The sequence below is a fragment of the Pseudooceanicola aquaeponti genome (assembly GCF_050897975.1).
In the GTDB taxonomy this organism is placed as follows: Bacteria; Pseudomonadota; Alphaproteobacteria; order Rhodobacterales; family Rhodobacteraceae; genus Pseudooceanicola.
This window is the reverse complement of record NZ_JBPAXY010000006.1, coordinates 100,201-119,003: the sequence shown is the minus strand read 5'-3', so window position 1 is coordinate 119,003 and position 18,803 is coordinate 100,201. Positions and strand designations below refer to the sequence as shown.

The following is an 18,803-nucleotide window of genomic DNA, read 5'->3' as shown; positions in this document are numbered from 1 at the left end:
TCTCCTGGCCCGCGCGGGGCCGAAAACGCCGTCTTCGCCCCCCGTCGCGGCAGAACGCCGCCCTCTCGGGCCAAGACCCCTTGTATGTCCGCTGGCAGGCCGCGCATGTCAAGCCTCGGGCTTGTCGCGGGCGGCCGCGCGTGCGAGGCGAGGGAAAGGCCCGACCCCCGCAAGCCCCGAAGGAGACGCCCCATGCCCGCCACCGCCGCCCTGCCGCCCCTGCCCGACCGCCCGCTGTCCGTCTGTGTCGTGGGCGCGGGCGCCATTGGCGGCACCATCGCCGCCAAGCTGGCCCGCGCCGCCCAGACCGCCGGTCTGGCCCAGGTCTCGGTGGTAGCGCGCGGCGCCCATCTGGCGGCGATCCAGGCCCAGGGCCTGCGCCTGACCACCCCCGAGGGCAGCCAGGTCGTGCCGGTCACCGCCACCGATGACCCCGACAGCCTGCCGCCGCAGGATATCGTCATCACCGCGCTGAAGGGCCATCAGGTGCCCCCCATGGCCGAGAAACTGGGCCGCCTGCTGGCGCCGCAGGGTCGCCTGGTGGCGGTGGTGAACGGGGTGCCCTGGTGGTATCCGATCCGCGACGGTGCAGGCGGGCTGAAGGGCGCCGAAGAGGTCGATCCCGGCGGCGTCCTGTGGCGCGAGATCGGCCCCGCCCGCGCCATCGGCGCCATTGCGGTGATCGGCGCCACCCTGCCCGAGCCGGGCCATGTCGAGGTCAATATCGACGGCCACTTCGACCTGGGCCGCCTGCCCGGCGAGGACCGCGCCGATGTGGACCGTCTGGCGGCGATCTTCGAAGCGGCGGGCCTGGCCACGAAACAGACGCAACCCTTCCAGAACGCCCTCTTTTCAAAGCTTTACGCGAACTGCGGTTTCAATTCCGTCTGCGCCCTGTCGCGGGCGCCGATGAACCGGATGCTGACCGATCCGGTGCTGTTTGCGCTGACCCGCGACATCATGCTGGAGGTGGCGGCGGTGGCCCGCGCCGAGGGGGCCGAGCTGCTGGAAGACCCCGACGCCCGCCTGGCCCGGGCGCGCGACGGCGCGGCCTTCAAACCTTCGACCCTTCAGGATCTGGAGCGGGGCCGCGCGATGGAGATCGAGCCGATTTTCGGCGCCACCCTGGCCGTGGGCCGCAGCCATGGCATTCCCATGCCGAAGCTGGCGCTGGCCACTGCCCTGCTGCGCAGCATCCAGCGCGAGGCCGGTTGAAAGCGGGGGACGGGCCTTTGGGCCCGTGCCTTCGGCGGGGATATATCTGGCAAACGAGAAGACGGGGGCGGGACGCCCCGACGCGGGCCGGTTGCAAAGTGCAAACCGGCCCTTTGCAAAGCGCGCGCCTTAGCGCAGACCGTCGAACTTGCTGATCTGGTCCGCTTCGAGACCGCCCAGGCGGGAATGGATGCGCGGGCCCTTGGCCATGGTCAGCACGTAAAGAACCTCATCCGCGCGCGGGCCTTCGGGCAGCCCCACTTCCATGGCGTCGAAATGCGAGCGCACATAGGCGGCATTGGTATGGCCCAGGGGCACGTCCAGCCGGGTGCCCGGCCCGCCCTGTTTCTTGGACGAGGGCACGATGGCCAGCGATTCGCCCAGCACTTCGCGCATGGAATAGCCGCCCGCCACATGCCACAGCGCGGCATGTTCCAGCTCGCCCGCCTCACCGACGATGGCGCCCTTGCCGTAGGAATCGATCCCCTCAACGCCGCCCATGGCCTCGACCAGCTTGCGCGCCATGGCCAGGCCGACCGGCTTGAGGTCTTCCATCGCCTGGGTCAGGTCCTCTTGGTAGATGCCCGCATAGGGGTTCTTGACCAGGGCCAGCACCGCGCCGCGTAGGCGCGGGCCGCTGACCGGACCGCCGTCATGGTGGATCTCTTCCAGAACGATCTGCGTCTTGCGCAGGGTAAATTCGGCCATCGGGCCCTCCATCTGTTGGGACGCGCGGGGCGCGCGCCCGTCTCCTCCACCCGGGGTCAGCCGGGCAACATTTCAACCATTGCGCCGGTGGTGCGGACCTGCCCGGCCAGCGCCAGATGCGCCGCGCCGATCAGGCCGCGGGCGCGCAGATCCTCGGCATAGGCCAGGCCCGCATCCAGCGCCCTTGCCACCTCTTCCGGGCTCAGGGGGCCCAGGTCAACCGTGACGGGCCGCGTCCCCAGGTCGCTGTCGGGGCTCAGCTCGGCCGCGGGCCGCCGCGTCACCGCCGGATGGCCCGGCAGATCGACGCGGTTGGCGATCATCGTCGCCGCCGCATCCGCCACTGCCGCGCCGCGCGCCAGCACGGTGACCGCATCGGCGATGCCCAGCGAATGGCTGCGCCCGCCGCGACCAGAGGTGGCACAGCCGCGAAAGGGCGCCTCGGGCGGCAGGGTCATCTGGCCGCCGGGCAGCGCCAGGCGCATCCCCTCGGTGCCCGGCGTCCAGGCGATGTCGCCGCCGTTGTTGACCCAGAGCTTGGCCCCGGGCGCGACGGCGGCCATCGCCGCCAGGATCTCTTCGGCGACGCTGCCCGCCACGGCGGCCATCGGGGTGATGAACTCCGGCGCGAAGGGGGCCACGGCGGCGCACATCCGGGCGGCCACCGGCCCCCGGCCCTGCCCGCCTGCGCGGCGCAATTCGGGCAATTCGGCCACCAGTTCCTCGAGCAGCCCGTCGAAGCGGGCCATGGCGGCCCGATAGGCGGGCGCGCGCAGCGCGCCTTCGGCAAAGCAGATCAGGTCGATCGGCCCGGCGTTGAGGTGCAGCCGCACCCCGTCGGGCAGCAGCCCGGCCTGCATCAGCCGGCCTTCTTGCTGTCGCCCGGGAAGGGGGTGACCTTGGGCCCGCGCACGGCGTCCCGGCCCAGGGCGCGGAACTCGTTATGGTATTCGCCCCCCCGTTCCAGCACGTCGCGGATCGGCCGGATCGCGCCATCATGGCCGCCCAGACCCACGTAAAGGTCGCGCGGCATGGTGAATTCCAGCGGCGCCACCAGCGCGGGCGTGGGCACATAGCCGAAAGAATTCTGCGGCATGTCCAGCACATTGGCCATGACGGTGATGCCGCCACCGGGCCAGAGGAAGACCTCGGCCCCGCCCAGGGTCACCTTGGCCTCGCCCGCCTGCACGGCGCGGGTCAGGCGCACCGGGTTCTGGGTCACGCCAGAGCGCAGGGAACCGCCGGCACCGGCGCAGAACATCACCGTGCAAAGCGCCGGTTCGCAGTTTTCCTCGATCAGCGCGACAGAGGCGGCCAGGGCCTCGGGCATGGGGGCGGGCTGCGGCACCAGATCCTCGTCCAGCACGTAATAGGCGGCGTGTTCGCCGGTGGTCGAGACCATCATCAAGGTCAGACCCGGGCGCGCGCCCTTCTTTTCCAGCCATTTGTCGAGGATGGTCAGCGGATCCTGAATATCCGTCCCGCCCCAGCCCAGGCCCGGTTCGGCCACCTGGAAATAGCGCCCCGGGGTCGAGCGGCGGCCCTTGATGCGAATGCCGGTATCGGGCCAGCCGATGACCTTGCCCGCCTGGTGCTCAGAGACGACGCCGGTGATATGGTCGTCGACCACCACCACCTCGTCCACATGGCCCTGCCATTGGGTGGCGAACATACCGATGGTGGCCGAGCCGCAGCCGACGCGCATCCGGGTTTCGGGCTTGCCATCGACGATGGGCGCCTGGCCTGCCTGGACGATCACACTCGATCCGCCCTCGATCTCCAGCTCGACCGCCTCGCCGTTGCACAGGGCCATCAGGCTGTTGCAGGTGACGCGGCCCTCGGCCTTGGAGCCGCCGGTCAGGTGATCCACGCCCCCCAGCGACAGCATCTGGCTGCCGTATTCGCCGGTGGTCACATGGCCGATCACCTCTCCCCCGGCGCGCACGGGCGCGGTTTCGTCGCCCAAGTGGCGGTCGGTGTCGATCTTCACCTTGACGCCGCAATAGGAATAGATCGCCTCGGTCACCACGGTGACGGTATCGACGCCCTCGACCTCGCGGCTGACGATGAAGGGGGCGGGTTTGAAATCGGGATAGGTGGTGCCCGCGCCCACGCCCGAGACGAACAGATCCTTGCCCGGCACCATCTTGCCTTCCCAATCCTCGGAGGGGGCCAGGAAGGGGCGCACCTCTTGCCCGGCAGCCAGCGAGCGGTCCAGCACGGTCACCGGGTCACAGCGCACGATCTTGCCGTTTTCATTGGCGTAGCGGTCACAGGCGCCGGTCCGTCCCTCGGCCACGTAACACATGACAGGGCAGGCATCGCATCTGATCTTGTCCACGGGCGCCATTCCGGACATCCTTTCAACAGTGGTCTGCAACCGCCGCCCCAGAACAGAGCGTCCGGCATGGGACGTGAAAACGCAGCTTTCACGTCACGTCACATTCGTTCGTATACAAATGGTATTGACTCAGATCCCGCGCGGGTGTCAATGCCTTTCCAGATCACCGATAGATTGAATCGATCCCCTTTGACCGAGAGACCATTTTCCATGCATTACGATTTTTCCGATGAGGCCGCGGCCCGGTATCGCCTGGATGAACAGGTCGGTTTCCTCATGCGCAAGGCAAGCCAGCGTCACCTGTCGATCTTCTCGCAAAGCCTGTCGGCCCTGACGGCAACGCAGTTCGCCGCCCTGGCGAAGCTGTGCGAGTTGGGCCCGACCTCGCAGAACGCCCTTGGCCGCGCCACGGCAATGGATGCGGCGACGATCAAGGGGGTGGCCGACCGGCTGCGCGCCCGCGATCTGGTTACCGCCGAGCCCGACCCCGTCGACCGCCGCCGCCACTACCTGATCCCGACCGAGGCCGGTCGCGCCCTTTACGCAGAGCTGGCCGGCGCCGCCCTGGCGATCAGCGAAGAGACCCTGGCCCCGCTCAGCGACAAGGAAAAGGAAACCCTTCTCTCTCTGCTTGCCAAGATGGGCTGATCCGCCAGGGCCCGGCACGGCCCGGCGTTGATCCCATGCCACCACTCACGAAGACCGATGGCAGAGAGGTGTGTCGCCCCGTTTTCCACTCAGGTATCGGGGAGTGACGGAGCCCGCCCGAAGCGAAAGCTTCGGGCGGATCTGTTTTTGCCACCCCGGAACGGCATCGGGTGCGCGCCCCGGAGGACGGCCCGGGATCATCCGGCCAAGAAAAAGGCCCCCGTGGGGGCCTTTCTTGAACTCTGCGGCAGGGGCTCAGACCCCCAGATGCGCCCGCAACCGGGCCTCGCCCGGGGCGATCTCCGCCTTGGTGAAATCCTCGGCATTGCGGCCCATCTCAATGACGCTGATCCGGTCGGCCAGTTCCAGCACCGCGTCGATGCGCTGCTCCACCAGCAGAACCGCCAGCCCCTTGTCGCGCATCTGCACCATGACCTGGCGGATCGCCTCGATCATCGAAGGTTGCAGCCCCTCGGTCGGCTCGTCCAGCAGCAGCAGCTTGGGCCGCAGGCAGAGCGCCCGGGCGGTGGCCAGCATCTGCTGCTCGCCGCCCGAAAGCGTCCCCGCCCGCTGGCTCATCCGCTCACCCAGACGCGGGAACAGCTCCAGCATCTCATCGCGGGTCTCGCGGCGCAGTTTCGCGTCCTTCGGACCGGCGCCCAGACCGATCTCGATATTCTGCGCGATGGTCAGCTCGGAAAAGAGCCGCCGCCCCTGGGGCACATAGCCCACACCCGCGCCCGGCACCTTGTAGGCCGGCAGCTGCGCCAGGTCGGTGTCGTCCAGGACGATCCGGCCAGCTTCGGCCTTCACCAGCCCCATGATCGCCTTCATCAGCGTGGTCTTGCCCGCGCCGTTGCGGCCCATCAGAACCGTGATCTCGCCCGCCTCGGCCGTCAGCGCCACATCGCGCAGGATCGTTGCCTGGCCATAGCCTGCGGTCAGCCCGTCAATCTTCAGCATCACGCCTCCTCGCGGCTTTCTTCGGTGCCCAGATAGGCGGCCTGCACCGCCGGGTTGGCGTGAATCTCGGCCGCCGTGCCCTGGGCCAGCACCTCGCCGAAGTTCAGCACGGTAATGGCGTCGGCCAGTTCCATCACCACCGACATGTTGTGTTCGATCAGCAGGATGGTGGTTTCCGCCGACAGCTCGCGGATCAGCGCCTTGAAAGCGGCGATCTCGCTTTCTGCCAGGCCCTGGGTCGGCTCGTCCAGGATCAGCAGGCGCGGCTTGGCGGCCAGGCCCATGGCGATCTCCAAAAGGCGCTGGTGGCCATAGCTGAGATCGCCCGCCACGTCCCCCGCCCGGTCGCCCAGACCGACGCGGGTCAGGGCCTGGGCCACCACCTCTTCTACCTTCGCCTTGTCGCGGCCCAGCTTGCGCCGGGCGGCCAGTGCAACGTTCTCGTGGCAGGTCAGCCGGGCGAAAACGCTGGTGATCTGGAAGGTATAGCCCATGCCCGCCGCCACGCGTTTATGCGCGGGCATCTCGGTCACGTTCTGGCCGTCGAACCAGATCGCCCCGTCGGTCGGTTCCAACCGGCCGATCAGCATCGACACGAAGGTGGTCTTGCCCGCGCCATTGGGCCCGATCAGCGCATGAACCTGGTTCTTGACCAGCGAGAAGTCGATGTCGTGATTCGCCCGAAGCCCGTCAAAGGACTTGCCCAGCCCCTCGGTCGACAGGATCACGTTACGCTCGTGTTTCATGGCAGATCCTTCCAGAAGCGGCGGCGGATCTCGCCCACGATGCCCTGGGGCGCGAAGAGGGTCAGCGCCACCAGCACCACGCCCGCGATCAGCATGTAGGCCTCAGTCACCCCCGAGGCGATGTCGTTCAGATAGGTCATGAACAGCACCCCCACGAAGGGCCCCAGCACGGTGCCCGCGCCGCCCAGCAGCACCCAAAGCAGGGCGAAGATAGAATATTGTACGCCCGCGAAACTGGCGCCCACATAGCCGAACATGGTGGCATAGGCCCCGCCCGCGGCGGCCGAGATCGTGCCCGAGATCACCAGCGCGGCCAGCTTGCGCCCTCCGGTGTCATAGCCCAGCAGGCGGGCGCGTTCCTCGTTCTCGCGCAGGGCCACCAGGACCCGGCCGAAGGGATGGCGCACCAGCCACAGCGACAGCATCAGCACGATCGAGAACAGCGCCCAGGCCAGCAGATAGCGCGTACCCTCGTCGCTGAGGTCCCAGGATCCGATGGCCCGCATGTCGCCGGGGATCACCAGCCCGTCGTCGCCGCGGGTGTATTCGCTGAAGTAGAGGATCACCAGATAGGCGGCCTGGGCGAACATCAGCGTCACGATCATGAAGCTGACGCCCTCTGTCCGCAGGGCCAGCAGCCCTACCACCAGCGCCAGCAGGGCGCCACAGCCCAGGCCGATCACCCAGGCGGGCAGCGCCGGAATGGCGAAATGATAGCTGGCGATGCCGACGCCATACATGCCCGCGCCAAAGAACATGGCATGGCCCAGCGACAGCAGGCCGGTATAGCCGAAGGCGATGTTGTAGCCGATGGCATAGACCGCCAGCACCATCACCCGGGCAAAGATGCCGTGGTGATAGGCAGGCAGGATGAAATGCAGCGCAAAGAGGCCCGCGATCAGGCCCAGGTGCAAGGTCAGGTCACGTCTGGTCATCGGCTTTTCACCCCGAAAAGGCCCTGGGGCCGGAAGACCAGCACCAGCGCCACGGCCAGCGTGGCAATGATCTTGGCCAGGGTCGGCGTGAAGAAGACCGAGATGATGCCGTCGGACATGCCGATCAGCACGGCCGCCACCACGGTGCCTGCCAGGCTGCCCAGCCCGCCAATGATCACCACGATGAACGACAGCAACAGCGCGTCCCCGCCCATCAGGTAGTGGGCCTGCTGGATCGGCACGATCAGCACGCCCGCCAGCGCGGCCAGGGCGGCCCCGGCGCCAAAGACGATGGCATAGACCCGCTCCACCGGTATGCCGAAGGCGGTGGCCATCTCGCCGTCCAGCTGGGTGGCGCGCATGATCAGTCCCGCGCGCGAGCGCGTCATGAACAGACGCAGCGCGGCCAGGATCACCACGGCGGCGACAATGACGAACAGCTTGTAAGAGGTGGTGGACAGGCCCCAGGGATAATACATCTCGAACCCGTTCTCGCCCCAGGCGAACCAGGGCAGCGCGATCCGTTCGTTGAAGGGCGCGACCACCGGCTTGGCATCCGGGCCATAGCCCATCAGCGTGGCCTGCTGGATGATGTAAAGCAGTCCGATGGTGGCCACGATCACCCGTTCCGGGTCGTAGTCGAGCCGCTTCAGGATCACCACATCAGCGGCGGCGGCGATAGAGCCGACGATCAGCGGCGCCAGCACGGCGGCGGCGATGAAGTTGACGGCCGCCCCGCCGCCCAAACCGGCCATGAACTGGGTCACGCCCCAGGCCATCACCGCGCCCAGCATGTAGAACTCGCCATGGGCGACGTTCACCACGCGCATCACCCCGAAGACGAGGCTCAAACCGCTGGCCATCAGCGCCAGGACCGCCGCCAGAACGGCGCCCTCCAGCATGGCCAGCATCAGATAGGGTCCGAAGTCCATCTTCTCTCTCTTGATAGTCTCTCGCACCGGTCAGGCCGGCGCCTGGTTCGGGCGCCGGGGGCCTTGCCCCCGGACCCCCAGAGTATTTCCGGCCCAGTGAGGAGAGCGCCGCGCGCCCTGCCCCGAAGGCGGCGCCAAGGCGGCCGGGGCCCTGCACCGCCCCGCTCATTCACCGGGCTAGAAATACTCAAGAACGACGACCTCACGCCGCGACCCGCATAGGTGCGGCGTGAGGCGCGGAGCCTCAGAAGCTCATCGAGGTGTAATCGACCTCGTCGGGATACATCGTATCCTCGTAGCCGACGGTCTTCTGCACCACCAGCTTGCCGCCCTCGACCTTCGAGATGTACTGCGGGCCGAAGACCTGGTGGGTCTTGCCGTTGAACATCTTCGTGCCCTGGGGATGGGCGGGGCCCGCTTCCATCAGGGTCATCGCCTCGACCGCTTCGATCAGTGCCTGGCGGTCGGCGGGGGATTGATAGCCCGCGGCCTCCATGCCCGCCTTGATGATGTGCAGCGTCTCCCAGCAGGCGAACATATGCGCGCTGGTGGACACATCCGAGGGGTCGCTGACCGAGGCGCCGTTGGCGTCCAGACCCACGGCATCGCGATAGGCGGTCACATAGGCCGGCGCGTCAGCTTGCAGGTAGCGCGGCATCCCTTCCCAGAAATAGGTACCCTCCAGGAACTCCAGCCCCGGCGAGGTCAGGTCGGTGGCCTCGAGGCTGTCGATGAAGCCGAAGATCTCGGGGCGCGAGGGCCCGAAGAATTCGCCCATTTCCTTGACGAAGGTCAGAACGGCGGGGCCGATCATCACGTGATAGATGACCTCGGTGTCGCGCGGGATCTGCGGGAAGTACTTGGTGAAGGAGGTCTCGGTCGGCGGGATCGCGATCGAGCCCACGACCTCGCCGCCCGCGGCCTCGATCGCCGGGCCCAGGTTGTCGCGGTGGTCATAGCCGAAGGCGTAGTCGGGGTAGATCATCGTAACCTTCTTGCCCAGCACGTCGGTCAGGAAGGGCGCCATGGCGGACACCTGGCTTTTCACGTCGGTGATACCCGGCTGCACCGTCCAGCGGTTCAGCATCCCCGAGGCGACATGGTGGCCTTCGGAGCAGACGAAATAGGGCAGCTTCAGCTCGCCCGCGCGGGGTGCGGCGCCCACGACCACGTGGGAGAAGAGCGTGCCGAAGGCCACGTCGCAGTTCGACTGGTTGGCGAATTTCTCCAGCACCTCGGCGGCGCGGCGCGGATCGGTGCCGTCATCCTCGGTCACCAGCTCGACCGGGCGGCCGTTGATCCCACCCTCGGCGTTGATCTTCTCGATGGCGGCGACGGAGGTGCGTTCGTACCAGCGGCCATAGGCGGCGCCGATGCCGGTTGCGTGTTTGCCAAAGCCGATGCGGATCGGTTCGGCGCTCTGGGCGCTGGCGTAGCGGGCCCAAAGCGGCATGGTCGCGGCGGCGCCCGCCCCCATGGCCAGCGTTTTCAGCGCCCCGCGGCGCGTGGGCTGGATCAGCCCGCTGGTCTTGGTCTTGCTGGTTGTCTCGGTCATCTCATTTTCCCTGTTGGCAACGTTCTTACCGGATCTTATTCGGCTGACCCTGGCGAAAGTCTGTAGGCACACAAACGATCTGTCCAGCCTTTTGCGTCCCTCCCCCGGATGCGGCACGCGCCGGTGGCGCGGCTGTGCCCAAGGAAAGGGCAGCGCGACGGGGTCGGGCCCGCCGCATCTTCACGCCCCCCGGGGCGAGGCCAGAAGCCAGAGCCCGAACAGCGTATAGAATATCATGAACAAGGCCAGCGGCGCCTGGCTGAGCGCCGCGCGACCATGGCCCCCGTGCAGGCGCAGGGCAGCCACATGGCTCATCACGATGGCCAGCACATGGCCCAGAACCACCGCCGCCGCCTGGCAAAGCCAGATCGTGCGGACCGAGGCCTGTCGGTTGAAAAACCCTGTGGTGACAGTGACTTCGTTCAGGCCCAGGGTCCGGGCCACCATGTTCCAGAAATACTGCCCCTCGACCAGGGCCGAAGGCAGGTAGTGGGCCACGTGATAGCCGAAGGCGATCGGCAGAATCGCCGGGGCCAGGGCGCAGAAACTGGCGGCAAAGCCATCGGCCTCGATCAGGATCAACCCGGCCTGGATCGAAGCGGCATAAAGCGCCACCAGCAGCGGCCCGGCCAGGATCAGCCCGGTCAGGTTCGGCCCCACCACGGCACTGCGCCCGGTGAATTCCAGCGGGTTCATCCCGATCCAGCTGAACCAGCGGAAGGTCTCGTTCAGCCCGTCGAAAGAGCCAAGCGCCAGGGCCATCAGGATGAAAATCGCCAGGCTGGCTGGCGGACGCGGGCGCCCCTCCAGGTCCCAGCCGGGCCAGCCCAGGCGCCAGCGCCCGCCGCGCCGACGCAGCGGCGCCAGCTGGGCATATAGATGCAAGAGCACGCCCAGCCCCTCGGCCCGGACCAGCCAGCGCGCGCCGAAGAGGACAGAGCCCAGCAGCGTAAACCCCCAGTAGCCCAGCACCATCCAGGCCAGCCGGTCGGGATCGGTGGGCGCGATATGCACCATCAGCACCCCGGCGAAGGCCAGATAGCTGAGCAGCGCGGGCCAATAGCCCCAGCACGCGGGGTAGCGGAGCAGCGGTCGCAGCCCCGCCCGGCGCACCAGCGCCCAGCTGGCGCGGAACGGGCTGAGCCAGCGCCAGAGGTCGCCCAATACCCCGCAGCCTGCCACCAGGAACAGCCAGAACCCGGTCCAGACCAGCAGAGGCAGCGGGTTCTTCACCGGGTCCTGCGAGCCGACAAACCCCTGCACGATTGCCCACAAAAGCAGCAGCGCCGACAGCGTCGAGGTCAGCGCCTGCCCGCGCGCACGCCCCGCGCGCCCCAGATCCAGGGGGCGGAACAGCCGCCGCGCCAGCCCCTCGGGGATCAGCGCGATCAGCACCACCGTGGCCAGCACCGAGGCGACACCGCCCGCGATATAGGCGTCTGTGGGCAGCAGCAGGACAAAGCCCCCTTCCGAGGCATGGGCCGCCGCCGCCCCGGGCCAGAGCAGGCCCACGGCCAGCGCCAGCGCCGCCGCTGCCGCGATCTGTCCCTGCTGTCGTGGCATCGGCCCCCCTGCCCTGCGCATTCGTCTTGTGCTGATCATGCTCTGGGCACCTCCTTGTGCAAGACAAACTTCCCAGGCGCGGCGATGCAAAGAAGAATTGACTTCCACGGCGGGTTACGAAATTCATTTGCACACAAATGTATCTAACGACCCGGACAACGGCGGAGACACGACATGGAACGAGGGCAGGTCATCGGCTGCGACGTGGGCGGCACCTTCACCGATCTGGTGCTGATGGACCCGGCCACGGGCGAGGTGCGCATCGCCAAGGTGCCCTCGACCCTGGACGACCAGTCGCGCGGCGTGATGAACGCGGTGGCCGAGGCCCAGGCCACCCTGCCCGAGACCGCGCTGATCGTCCATGGCACCACCACCACCACCAATGCGGTGCTGGAACGCAAGCTGGCCCGCACCGGCATCATCACCACCCAAGGGTTCCGCGACGTGCTGGAACTGGGCCGTCGCACCCGCCCGCAAGCCTATGGGATGAAAGGCGATTTCAAACCGCTGATCCCCCGCGACCTGCGCCTTGAAGTGCCCGAGCGGATGGATGCCGAGGGCCGCGTCATCACGCCCTTGGACGAGGACGCCCTGCGCGCCGCCGCCCAGGCCCTGCTGGATCAGGGCTGCGCCGCCGTGGTCATCCACTTCCTGCATTCCTACCGCAATCCGGCGCATGAGCTGCGCGCGGGCGAGATCCTGAAAGAGGTCTGGCCCAACCCCTATGTCACCCTGGGCCATGCCCTGCTGTCGGAAAGCCGCGAATACGAACGCGGGGTGACGGCGGCGGTCAATGCCTCGGTGCAGCCGATCCTGGATCGCTACGTGCAGAACCTGGCGGGCTCGCTGGAACAGGGCGGCTATGCCGGAGAACTTCTGGTGATGAACGGCAACGGCGGCATGGTCTCGGCCCGGCGCGTCGCGACAGAGGCCGCCCGCACCGTCATGTCCGGCCCCGCCTCGGGCGTCATGGCCGCTGCCTTTACGGGCCGCGCAGCGGGCATCCCGAACCTTTTGACCTACGACATGGGCGGCACCTCGACCGATGTGGCGCTGATCCGCGATGCCCAGCCTGCGGTCTCGAACGAGATCGAGGTGGAATATGCCATGCCGATCCACGTCCCCATGGTGGATGTGCGCACCGTGGGCGCCGGTGGCGGGTCGATCGCCCGGGTCACTGCGGCGGGCCTGCTGGAAGTGGGCCCCGATTCGGCGGGCGCCACCCCGGGGCCGATCTGCTACGGGCGCGGCGGCACCGAGCCCACGATCTCGGACGCCAACCTCCTGCTGGGTCGCCTGGACCCCGCCCGGCTGAAATCGGTCGAGGGCGGTGTCACCCTGGAGACGGTGCGCCAGATCTTCGCCGAGAAGCTGGGCGATCCCCTGGGCCTGACGCCGGAACAGGCCGCCGAGGCGGTGATCCAGCTGGCCAACGTCAAGATGGCGGGCGCCATCCGCATGGTCTCGGTCTCGCTGGGCGCCGATCCGCGCGACTTCGCCCTTTTCGCCTTCGGTGGCGCGGGTCCGCTGCACGCCGCCTCGCTAGCGCGCGAATTGGGGGTGCCCCGGGTGCTGACGCCTGCGCGCCCCGGCATCACCAATGCGCTTGGTTGCCTGGTGGCCGACCTGCGCCACGATTTCACCCGCACCGTGGGCCAACCGCTGGACAACCTCGACATGGCCGCCCTGGCCGACACGTTGACCGCCCAGGCCGAAGAGGGCCGCGCCCTCATCGCCCGCGAAAAGGTCGAGATCACCGAGACCCGGGTGCTGCATTCCCTGGACATGCAGTTCATCGGCCAGACCCACCTCTTGCGCGTCACGCTGGAGGGGCCGGTGATCAGCCGCGAGGCCCTGCAAGCGGCCTTTGAAGAGGTCTACTGGAAACGCTTCCACGTCCGCCTCGACACGATCCGCGCGGCGGTGGTCAATGCCAATACCTCGGTCATCGGGGCGCGCAATTCGCTGGACCCGGCCCGCCTGATCCCGGCCGAGCACCGCAAGGCCACCCTGGCCGAGGCCCTGCGTGCCACCCGTCCGGTGATCTTCGACGGCGAGACCTACGAGACGCCCCTTTACCGCCGCGACCTGCTGCCAGCGGATGCCGCCTTCGACGGCCCGGCGATCCTGGAACAGATGGATACGACGATCCTTGTCCCGCCGGGCGACCGCGTCACCACCGACGCCATCGGCAATATCCTGATCGAGATCCGGGGCGCCGAATGACCCGACTAGCGCCGCGCCCCGTCCACGACCACGGCGCCCCCGAGGCGCCGCGCCCCTCCCATTCGACGGCTAAAAATACTCGCGCCGCAGGCACTTGGCCGGGCCATTTGCCCGGCCTGCGCCCGACGACTGGGCTCCGCCCGTTCGCACCTGAAACGCTCTCCCAGAGCGTTTCCCAGGCGGGACTCACCCCCATGGGCGGGCGCAATGCGCCCACCCGCGGCCGGGCTCAAGCCTCTGCATATCGCGCTGACCAATCCGCTCCCTCCATCGCACCCGAGGTGACCCGATGACCATCGACCCGATCACCCTCTCTGTCATCCAGGCGGGCCTGCAACAGGTCTGCGACGAGATGGACCTGTCCTTCTCTCGCGCCGCCTTCTCGCCGGTGATCGCCGAGGCGAACGACCGCTCCGACGGGATCTATTCGGCCCAGGACGGCGCGCTGATCGCGCAAGGCAACATGGGCCTGCCGGTCTTCGTGGGCACGATGCAGTATTCCACCCGCGTGTTGATCGAGGGCATCGCCAAGGGGCTGGTGGCCGACCCCAAGCCCGACGATATCTATATCGTCAACGACCCCTACCTGGGCGGCACCCACCTTATGGATGTGCGCTTTGCCCGGCCCTATTACCGCAACGGCGAAATCTTCTGCTGGCTCAGCAACACCGGCCACTGGCCCGATACCGGCGGCGCGGTGCCCGGCGGCTTCTCGGCCTCGGCCACCTCGGTGGAACAGGAAGGGCTGCGCCTGCCGCCGGTGCGTCTGTTCAAGGAAGGGGTGCTGGACCGCGAGATCTATCAAATCATCTGTTCCAACATCCGCGTCGCCGATCAGCGCATCGGCGATGTGCAGGCCCAGGCCGCCGCGCTGAAGGTGGGCGAAGAGCGGCTGAACGAATTGCTGGACCGCTACGGCGACGATGTGGTGGCCCAGGCCATCACCGAGCTGCGCGCCCGCGCCAGTGCCCAGATGACCAGCTATGTCTCGCAGATCCCCGAGGGGCCCCATAGCGCCTCGGCCTGGATCGACAGCGACGGGGTGGTGGACGAGCCGCTGGAAATCCGCCTGACCGTCACCCGCGAGGGCGAGCGGCTGCGCTTCGACTTCACCGGCTCTTCGGCGCCCTGTACGGGGCCGATGAACTCGGTCCTGGCCACCACCCTCAGCTCGGTCTACCTGGCCATGCGCCACATCTTCCCCGAGGTGCCGATCTCGGCCGGAGCCTTCGAGCCGCTGCATGTGACGGGCTATGAGGGGACTTTCCTCGATGCCCATTACCCGCGCCCGGTTTCCGGCTGCGCCGCAGAGGTCAGCCAGCGGATCGCCGAGGCGGTCTTTGCGGCCCTCGCCCCCGCCCTGCCCGACCGCGTGACGGCCTCTCCCGCCGGGTCTTCGGGCAACTTCGCCCTGGGCGGCCACGACCCCGAGAAGGGGCGCGATTTCGTCATGTACCAGATCTCGGGCGGCGGCTACGGCGGCAATATCGACCATGACGGGCTGTCCAACGGCTGTTCCACCATCGGCATTTCCAAGGCACCGCCGGTCGAAATCATGGAGGCGCAGTTCCCGGTCCTTTACCATCACTACGCCCTGCACGAGGGCTCAGGCGGCGCCGGTCTGCACCGGGGCGGCTTCGGCCTCGACTACGCGGTAGAGCTGCGGCGCGGCCAGGCCACGGCCAGCTTCGTCATGGATCACGGGCGCAGCGGGCCCCAGGGGGCGCTTGGCGGGGCCGATGGCATGGTGAACAAGGTGCGGGTGATCCGCGACGGCGCGGTGCATATCCCGCCGCATCTGTCCAAGGAGCAGGATATCCCCCTGGCCCCGGGCGATGTGGTCCATGTGCGCACCCCCGGTGGCGGCGGCTATGGCGACCCGATGGCCCGCCCCGTCGCGGCGGTGGCCGAGGACGTGCGCCTGGGCCGCTACACCGCCGATGAGGCGCGCGAGCTGTTCGGCGTGGTCTTTGCCGAGGGGCAGGCGGACCTGGAGGCCACGGCCAGCCTGCGCGCCCGGTGAGCGCGGACGGGACCGGGGGCCAGCCCCCGGACCCCCGGGATATTTCTGGCCAACAAATAATGGAAGGTGGGGGCACTGGGCTTGTCTAGGGCGCCCCCCCTACATCCGCCAGGGCACCACGCCTGGCGGCAGGCGACGGCCCGCGCGATCCAGCACCAGCATCAGCAGCACCGTGGCCGCCACCGTCACGCTGGCCATGGCGGCGGCCAGCACGGTATAGCCGCCGTCCTCGTAGTTGAAGATCGTCGTGCCGATGGTCTCATGCCCTGTCGACCACAGCAGGGCCGAGACCGTCACCTCGTTATAGGCCGTGAGGAAGACCAGGATCGCGCCAGAGGCGGCGGCGGGGGCCACAAGCGGCAGGTGGATCCGCCGCAGGCGGCGGGCAAAGCCCGCGCCCGAGACCCGCGCCGCATCGTCCAGCGAGGGATCGAGCTGGCCATAGGCCGCCGCCACCGGCTTCAGCGCCACCGAGAAGAAGGCCGTGAGATAGGCCAGGACGATGATCGCCATGGTGTTGTAAAGCGAGATCCCGGTCAGCGGCAGCGGCCGCAGGAAGGCCAGGATGAAGGCGATCGAGATCACCAGCCCGGGGATCGCATAGCTGATCTCGGCCAGGGTCGCGATGCCCCCCGCGATGCGGCGCGGCCCCCGTGTCCGGGCGTTCAGGAAGACCGCCAGCAGGCAGGAGAGCGCGGCCAGCACCAGGGCCGCCGCGCCGGCGGCCAGGGTCGAGTTGAGGAAGGCGCGCAGGGTCACGCTTTGCCGCAGGAGAACCTCGGCGAAATTGTCCCAGGTCAGCGTGTCGAGGCCAAGGCGCACCCCATAGGTGGGCACCAGCGCCGTGGCCAGCAGCGAGGTCAGGGGCAGGACCAGCGTGGCCAGGGCATAAAGCACCATGGCGCCGGTCACCGGCGCCCGCCAGCCGCCTAGGACGATGCGCAGCGGCGCCTGCGCCGGGCCGATCACCTGCGACCGCGCCCGCCGTTGCAGCGCCGATTGCAGCCAGATCGCCGCCACCGCCACCGCCGCCAGCAGCAGCGAGAGCACCGCCACGTCGCGCAGCACCGAGGGCCCGAAGCTGGACAGGCGCCGCCAGATCAGCACCGGCAGGGTGATATAGCGCGCGGGGATCCCCAAGAGGGCCGGAATGCCGAAATTGCCAAGCGCCGAGACGAAGGCCAGGGCAAAGCCCGCCAGCAGCGAGGGCGCCAGCAGCGGCAGCAAGACGCGCGCCAGCAGGCGGCCAGGCCGGGCGCCCGAGATCCGCGCCGCCTCGGACATCTCGCGCGGCAGGGCGCGCAGGGCGGCCAGCACCACCAGGAAGAACAGCGGCGCATGTTGCAGCGTCAGCAGCAGCCAGACGCCCCCGGGGGAATAAAGCGGATGGGTCGCCCCCATCTCGGGCGCCAGGTGCAGCGCCTGCAAGACCGGCGAGGCCGGCCCGAGCGCCTGCACCCAGGCAATGGCGGTCACATGGGGCGGGATCATCATCGGCAGCAGCAGCACGAAGACGAAAAGCCCCTTGGCGCGTAGATCGCAAAGGCCGATGACCAGCGCCATCCCCGTGCCGATCACAAGCGCCCCCGTCCCCGAGATCGCGGCACTTTCCAGCGAATGCCAGAGCGCCGCGCGCACCGAGCGACCGCCCAGGGCCTCGGCCAGCGCGCCCAGCCCCTCGGCCAGCCCGACCCGGAACAGCAGGCCCAGGGGCAGCACCAGCAGCCCCAGAGCGAAAAGGCAAAGCGCGGCGAGCGCCAGGGGCTCGCCGCGCAGCAGTCGTTTCAGCAAGGGGTCAGCCGCCGAAGATATCCATGAAGCGCATCTTGTTGGCCTCGTCCTCGGCCAGGGCCTTTGCGGGATCGAAGGCCATCAGCTTGATCTGATCGCGGGCCGGGAAGCCCTCGGGCGCGGCCACAGTGCCAAGGGCGGGCAGATAGCCCATGGCCGAGGTCAGTTCCTGGCCCCTTTCCGAGATCAGGAAGTCGATGAAGGCCTTCGCCGCGTCGGGGTTCTGGGCGGTGGACAGGATCGCCGCCGGTTCGGTCACCGCCGAGACGCCTTCCTCGGGGAAGACGAAGGCCACGGGGGCGCCCTTCACCGCTTCGCGGATCGGCAGGAAGTCGACGACGAAGCCATAGAGCTTTTCGCCCCCGGCAATCGCCTTGTAGGTGCCGCCGTTGCCGCCCTGCGGGTTGGCGCCCTGATCGGCCAGACCTTCATACAGATCCCAGCCGAGCGCCGGGTTCGAGGTCAGCGCGGCCATGTGGATGGTGGCAGCGCCCGAGGTCAGCGGCGAGGGCATGGCCAGCTTGTCCTTGGCCTCTTCCGACAGCAGATCCTTGTAGGACGTGGGCACCATCGGCGCGGCGGTGTTGTAGATGATGCCGGTGGTGATCAGCTTGGTCGAGAACCAGTAGCCTTCCGGGTCCATCACACCGGCCTCATAGGCGGCGGTGTCGGCCTCGGGATAGGCCATCAGGCGGTCTTCGGCCTTCAGCCCTTCCATGGTCACGCTGTCGGCGATCAGCAGCACGTCGGGCTGGGGCGCACCTGCCTCGAACTCGGCGGCCAGCTTGGCCATAACCTTGGTGGTGCCATCGCGGAACCATTCCACCTCGACCTCGGGGTATTCGGCCATGAAGGCATCGACGGTCTGCTGGGCATCGGCATTGGGCTGGCTGGTGTAGAGGACCAGCTTGCCGCTGACATCGGCCAGCGCGGCACTTGCAGTCAGCGAAAGGGCGGCGGCAAGGGTGAGGGCGCGTTTCATATCTGTCTCCGAGAGAGGGTCGCGGGTGTGGAGGCGGCCTAGCAGCCGGATATGACGGTTTCTTGTAGGTGGACGTTCGATTTTCGGTCAGGGCGGCGGGGTCGGGGAAAATGCCCGCGTGGCGGGCGCGAACGAAAAGATCCGCGCCCCTTCCGGGGCACGGATCCAAAGCGGT

At 68.3% G+C, this 18,803-nt stretch carries 15 protein-coding genes; 4 read left to right on the top strand and 11 right to left on the bottom strand.

Annotated features, from left to right (window positions below):
• Window positions 1-192 precede the first annotated feature (192 nt).
• A complete protein-coding gene (locus tag ACRARE_RS15520; RefSeq protein WP_432657366.1) occupies window positions 193-1,215 on the top strand; it encodes a ketopantoate reductase family protein in 1,023 nt (340 codons plus the stop codon).
• A 129-nt stretch (window positions 1,216-1,344) separates the two neighbouring features.
• On the opposite strand, the gene ACRARE_RS15515 is transcribed toward ACRARE_RS15520, so the two are convergent.
• The 3 genes from ACRARE_RS15515 to ACRARE_RS15505 are packed head-to-tail and all read right to left on the bottom strand — an operon-like array spanning window position 1,345 to window position 4,282.
• Entirely contained in the window at window positions 1,345-1,923 is a 579-nt protein-coding gene (locus ACRARE_RS15515; RefSeq protein ID WP_432657365.1) for an amino acid synthesis family protein, read from the bottom strand.
• A gap of 56 nt (window positions 1,924-1,979) precedes the next feature.
• Window positions 1,980-2,783, bottom strand: a complete 804-nt coding sequence (locus ACRARE_RS15510) for a UPF0280 family protein (protein WP_432657364.1) — start codon at window positions 2,781-2,783, stop codon at window positions 1,980-1,982.
• Window positions 2,783-4,282, bottom strand: coding sequence for a 6-hydroxynicotinate reductase (locus ACRARE_RS15505; RefSeq protein WP_432657363.1), 1,500 nt, complete (start codon window positions 4,280-4,282; stop codon window positions 2,783-2,785). Before ACRARE_RS15505 ends, ACRARE_RS15510 begins: the two co-directional genes overlap by 1 nt.
• A gap of 192 nt (window positions 4,283-4,474) precedes the next feature.
• On the opposite strand from ACRARE_RS15505, the gene ACRARE_RS15500 reads away from it, so the two are divergent.
• Window positions 4,475-4,912, top strand: a complete 438-nt coding sequence (locus tag ACRARE_RS15500) for a MarR family winged helix-turn-helix transcriptional regulator (protein WP_432657362.1) — start codon at window positions 4,475-4,477, stop codon at window positions 4,910-4,912.
• Between the two features lie 255 nt (window positions 4,913-5,167).
• On the opposite strand, the gene ACRARE_RS15495 is transcribed toward ACRARE_RS15500, so the two are convergent.
• From ACRARE_RS15495 to ACRARE_RS15470, 6 genes are all read right to left on the bottom strand, one after another.
• The gene (locus tag ACRARE_RS15495; RefSeq protein ID WP_432657361.1) at window positions 5,168-5,875 is read right to left on the bottom strand and encodes an ABC transporter ATP-binding protein; all 708 of its coding nucleotides are present in this window, start codon (window positions 5,873-5,875) and stop codon (window positions 5,168-5,170) included.
• Complete coding sequence (locus tag ACRARE_RS15490; protein ID WP_432657360.1) at window positions 5,875-6,621, bottom strand: ABC transporter ATP-binding protein; 747 nt, start codon at window positions 6,619-6,621, stop codon at window positions 5,875-5,877. The genes ACRARE_RS15495 and ACRARE_RS15490 overlap by 1 nt, the downstream gene beginning before the upstream one ends.
• On the bottom strand, window positions 6,618-7,556 hold the full coding sequence (locus tag ACRARE_RS15485) for a branched-chain amino acid ABC transporter permease (RefSeq protein WP_432657359.1): 939 nt from the start codon (window positions 7,554-7,556) through the stop codon (window positions 6,618-6,620). The genes ACRARE_RS15490 and ACRARE_RS15485 overlap by 4 nt, the downstream gene beginning before the upstream one ends.
• On the bottom strand, window positions 7,553-8,488 hold the full coding sequence (locus ACRARE_RS15480) for a branched-chain amino acid ABC transporter permease (protein WP_432657358.1): 936 nt from the start codon (window positions 8,486-8,488) through the stop codon (window positions 7,553-7,555). The genes ACRARE_RS15485 and ACRARE_RS15480 overlap by 4 nt, the downstream gene beginning before the upstream one ends.
• 244 nt (window positions 8,489-8,732) lie before the next feature.
• Window positions 8,733-10,043, bottom strand: coding sequence for an ABC transporter substrate-binding protein (locus ACRARE_RS15475; RefSeq protein WP_432657357.1), 1,311 nt, complete (start codon window positions 10,041-10,043; stop codon window positions 8,733-8,735).
• Window positions 10,044-10,223: 180 nt separating this feature from the next.
• On the bottom strand, window positions 10,224-11,606 hold the full coding sequence (locus tag ACRARE_RS15470) for a hypothetical protein (protein ID WP_432657356.1): 1,383 nt from the start codon (window positions 11,604-11,606) through the stop codon (window positions 10,224-10,226).
• Between the two features lie 174 nt (window positions 11,607-11,780).
• Here ACRARE_RS15470 and ACRARE_RS15465 point away from each other — a divergent pair, with 174 nt between their 5' ends.
• Together ACRARE_RS15465 and ACRARE_RS15460 are read left to right on the top strand one after the other, a co-directional pair.
• On the top strand, window positions 11,781-13,832 hold the full coding sequence (locus ACRARE_RS15465) for a hydantoinase/oxoprolinase family protein (RefSeq protein WP_432657355.1): 2,052 nt from the start codon (window positions 11,781-11,783) through the stop codon (window positions 13,830-13,832).
• A 289-nt stretch (window positions 13,833-14,121) separates the two neighbouring features.
• Window positions 14,122-15,855 (top strand): hydantoinase B/oxoprolinase family protein, encoded by a 1,734-nt coding sequence (locus ACRARE_RS15460; protein WP_432657354.1) that lies wholly within the window; start codon window positions 14,122-14,124, stop codon window positions 15,853-15,855.
• Window positions 15,856-15,954: 99 nt separating this feature from the next.
• Here ACRARE_RS15460 and ACRARE_RS15455 read toward each other — a convergent pair whose 3' ends face one another.
• Complete coding sequence (locus ACRARE_RS15455) at window positions 15,955-17,646, bottom strand: ABC transporter permease (RefSeq protein WP_432657353.1); 1,692 nt, start codon at window positions 17,644-17,646, stop codon at window positions 15,955-15,957.
• A 4-nt stretch (window positions 17,647-17,650) separates the two neighbouring features.
• On the bottom strand, window positions 17,651-18,628 hold the full coding sequence (locus ACRARE_RS15450) for an ABC transporter substrate-binding protein (RefSeq protein WP_432657352.1): 978 nt from the start codon (window positions 18,626-18,628) through the stop codon (window positions 17,651-17,653).
• Window positions 18,629-18,803: the final 175 nt, after the last annotated feature.

Coding starts and splice junctions, on each gene's coding strand:
- ACRARE_RS15520 (WP_432657366.1), top strand. CDS start 193: ATGCCCGCCACCGCCGCCCTGCCGCCCCTGCCCGACCGCCCGCTGTCC.
- ACRARE_RS15515 (WP_432657365.1), bottom strand. CDS start 1,923: ATGGCCGAATTTACCCTGCGCAAGACGCAGATCGTTCTGGAAGAGATC.
- ACRARE_RS15510 (WP_432657364.1), bottom strand. CDS start 2,783: ATGCAGGCCGGGCTGCTGCCCGACGGGGTGCGGCTGCACCTCAACGCC.
- ACRARE_RS15505 (WP_432657363.1), bottom strand. CDS start 4,282: ATGTCCGGAATGGCGCCCGTGGACAAGATCAGATGCGATGCCTGCCCT.
- ACRARE_RS15500 (WP_432657362.1), top strand. CDS start 4,475: ATGCATTACGATTTTTCCGATGAGGCCGCGGCCCGGTATCGCCTGGAT.
- ACRARE_RS15495 (WP_432657361.1), bottom strand. CDS start 5,875: ATGCTGAAGATTGACGGGCTGACCGCAGGCTATGGCCAGGCAACGATC.
- ACRARE_RS15490 (WP_432657360.1), bottom strand. CDS start 6,621: ATGAAACACGAGCGTAACGTGATCCTGTCGACCGAGGGGCTGGGCAAG.
- ACRARE_RS15485 (WP_432657359.1), bottom strand. CDS start 7,556: ATGACCAGACGTGACCTGACCTTGCACCTGGGCCTGATCGCGGGCCTC.
- ACRARE_RS15480 (WP_432657358.1), bottom strand. CDS start 8,488: ATGGACTTCGGACCCTATCTGATGCTGGCCATGCTGGAGGGCGCCGTT.
- ACRARE_RS15475 (WP_432657357.1), bottom strand. CDS start 10,043: ATGACCGAGACAACCAGCAAGACCAAGACCAGCGGGCTGATCCAGCCC.
- ACRARE_RS15470 (WP_432657356.1), bottom strand. CDS start 11,606: ATGCCACGACAGCAGGGACAGATCGCGGCAGCGGCGGCGCTGGCGCTG.
- ACRARE_RS15465 (WP_432657355.1), top strand. CDS start 11,781: ATGGAACGAGGGCAGGTCATCGGCTGCGACGTGGGCGGCACCTTCACC.
- ACRARE_RS15460 (WP_432657354.1), top strand. CDS start 14,122: ATGACCATCGACCCGATCACCCTCTCTGTCATCCAGGCGGGCCTGCAA.
- ACRARE_RS15450 (WP_432657352.1), bottom strand. CDS start 18,628: ATGAAACGCGCCCTCACCCTTGCCGCCGCCCTTTCGCTGACTGCAAGT.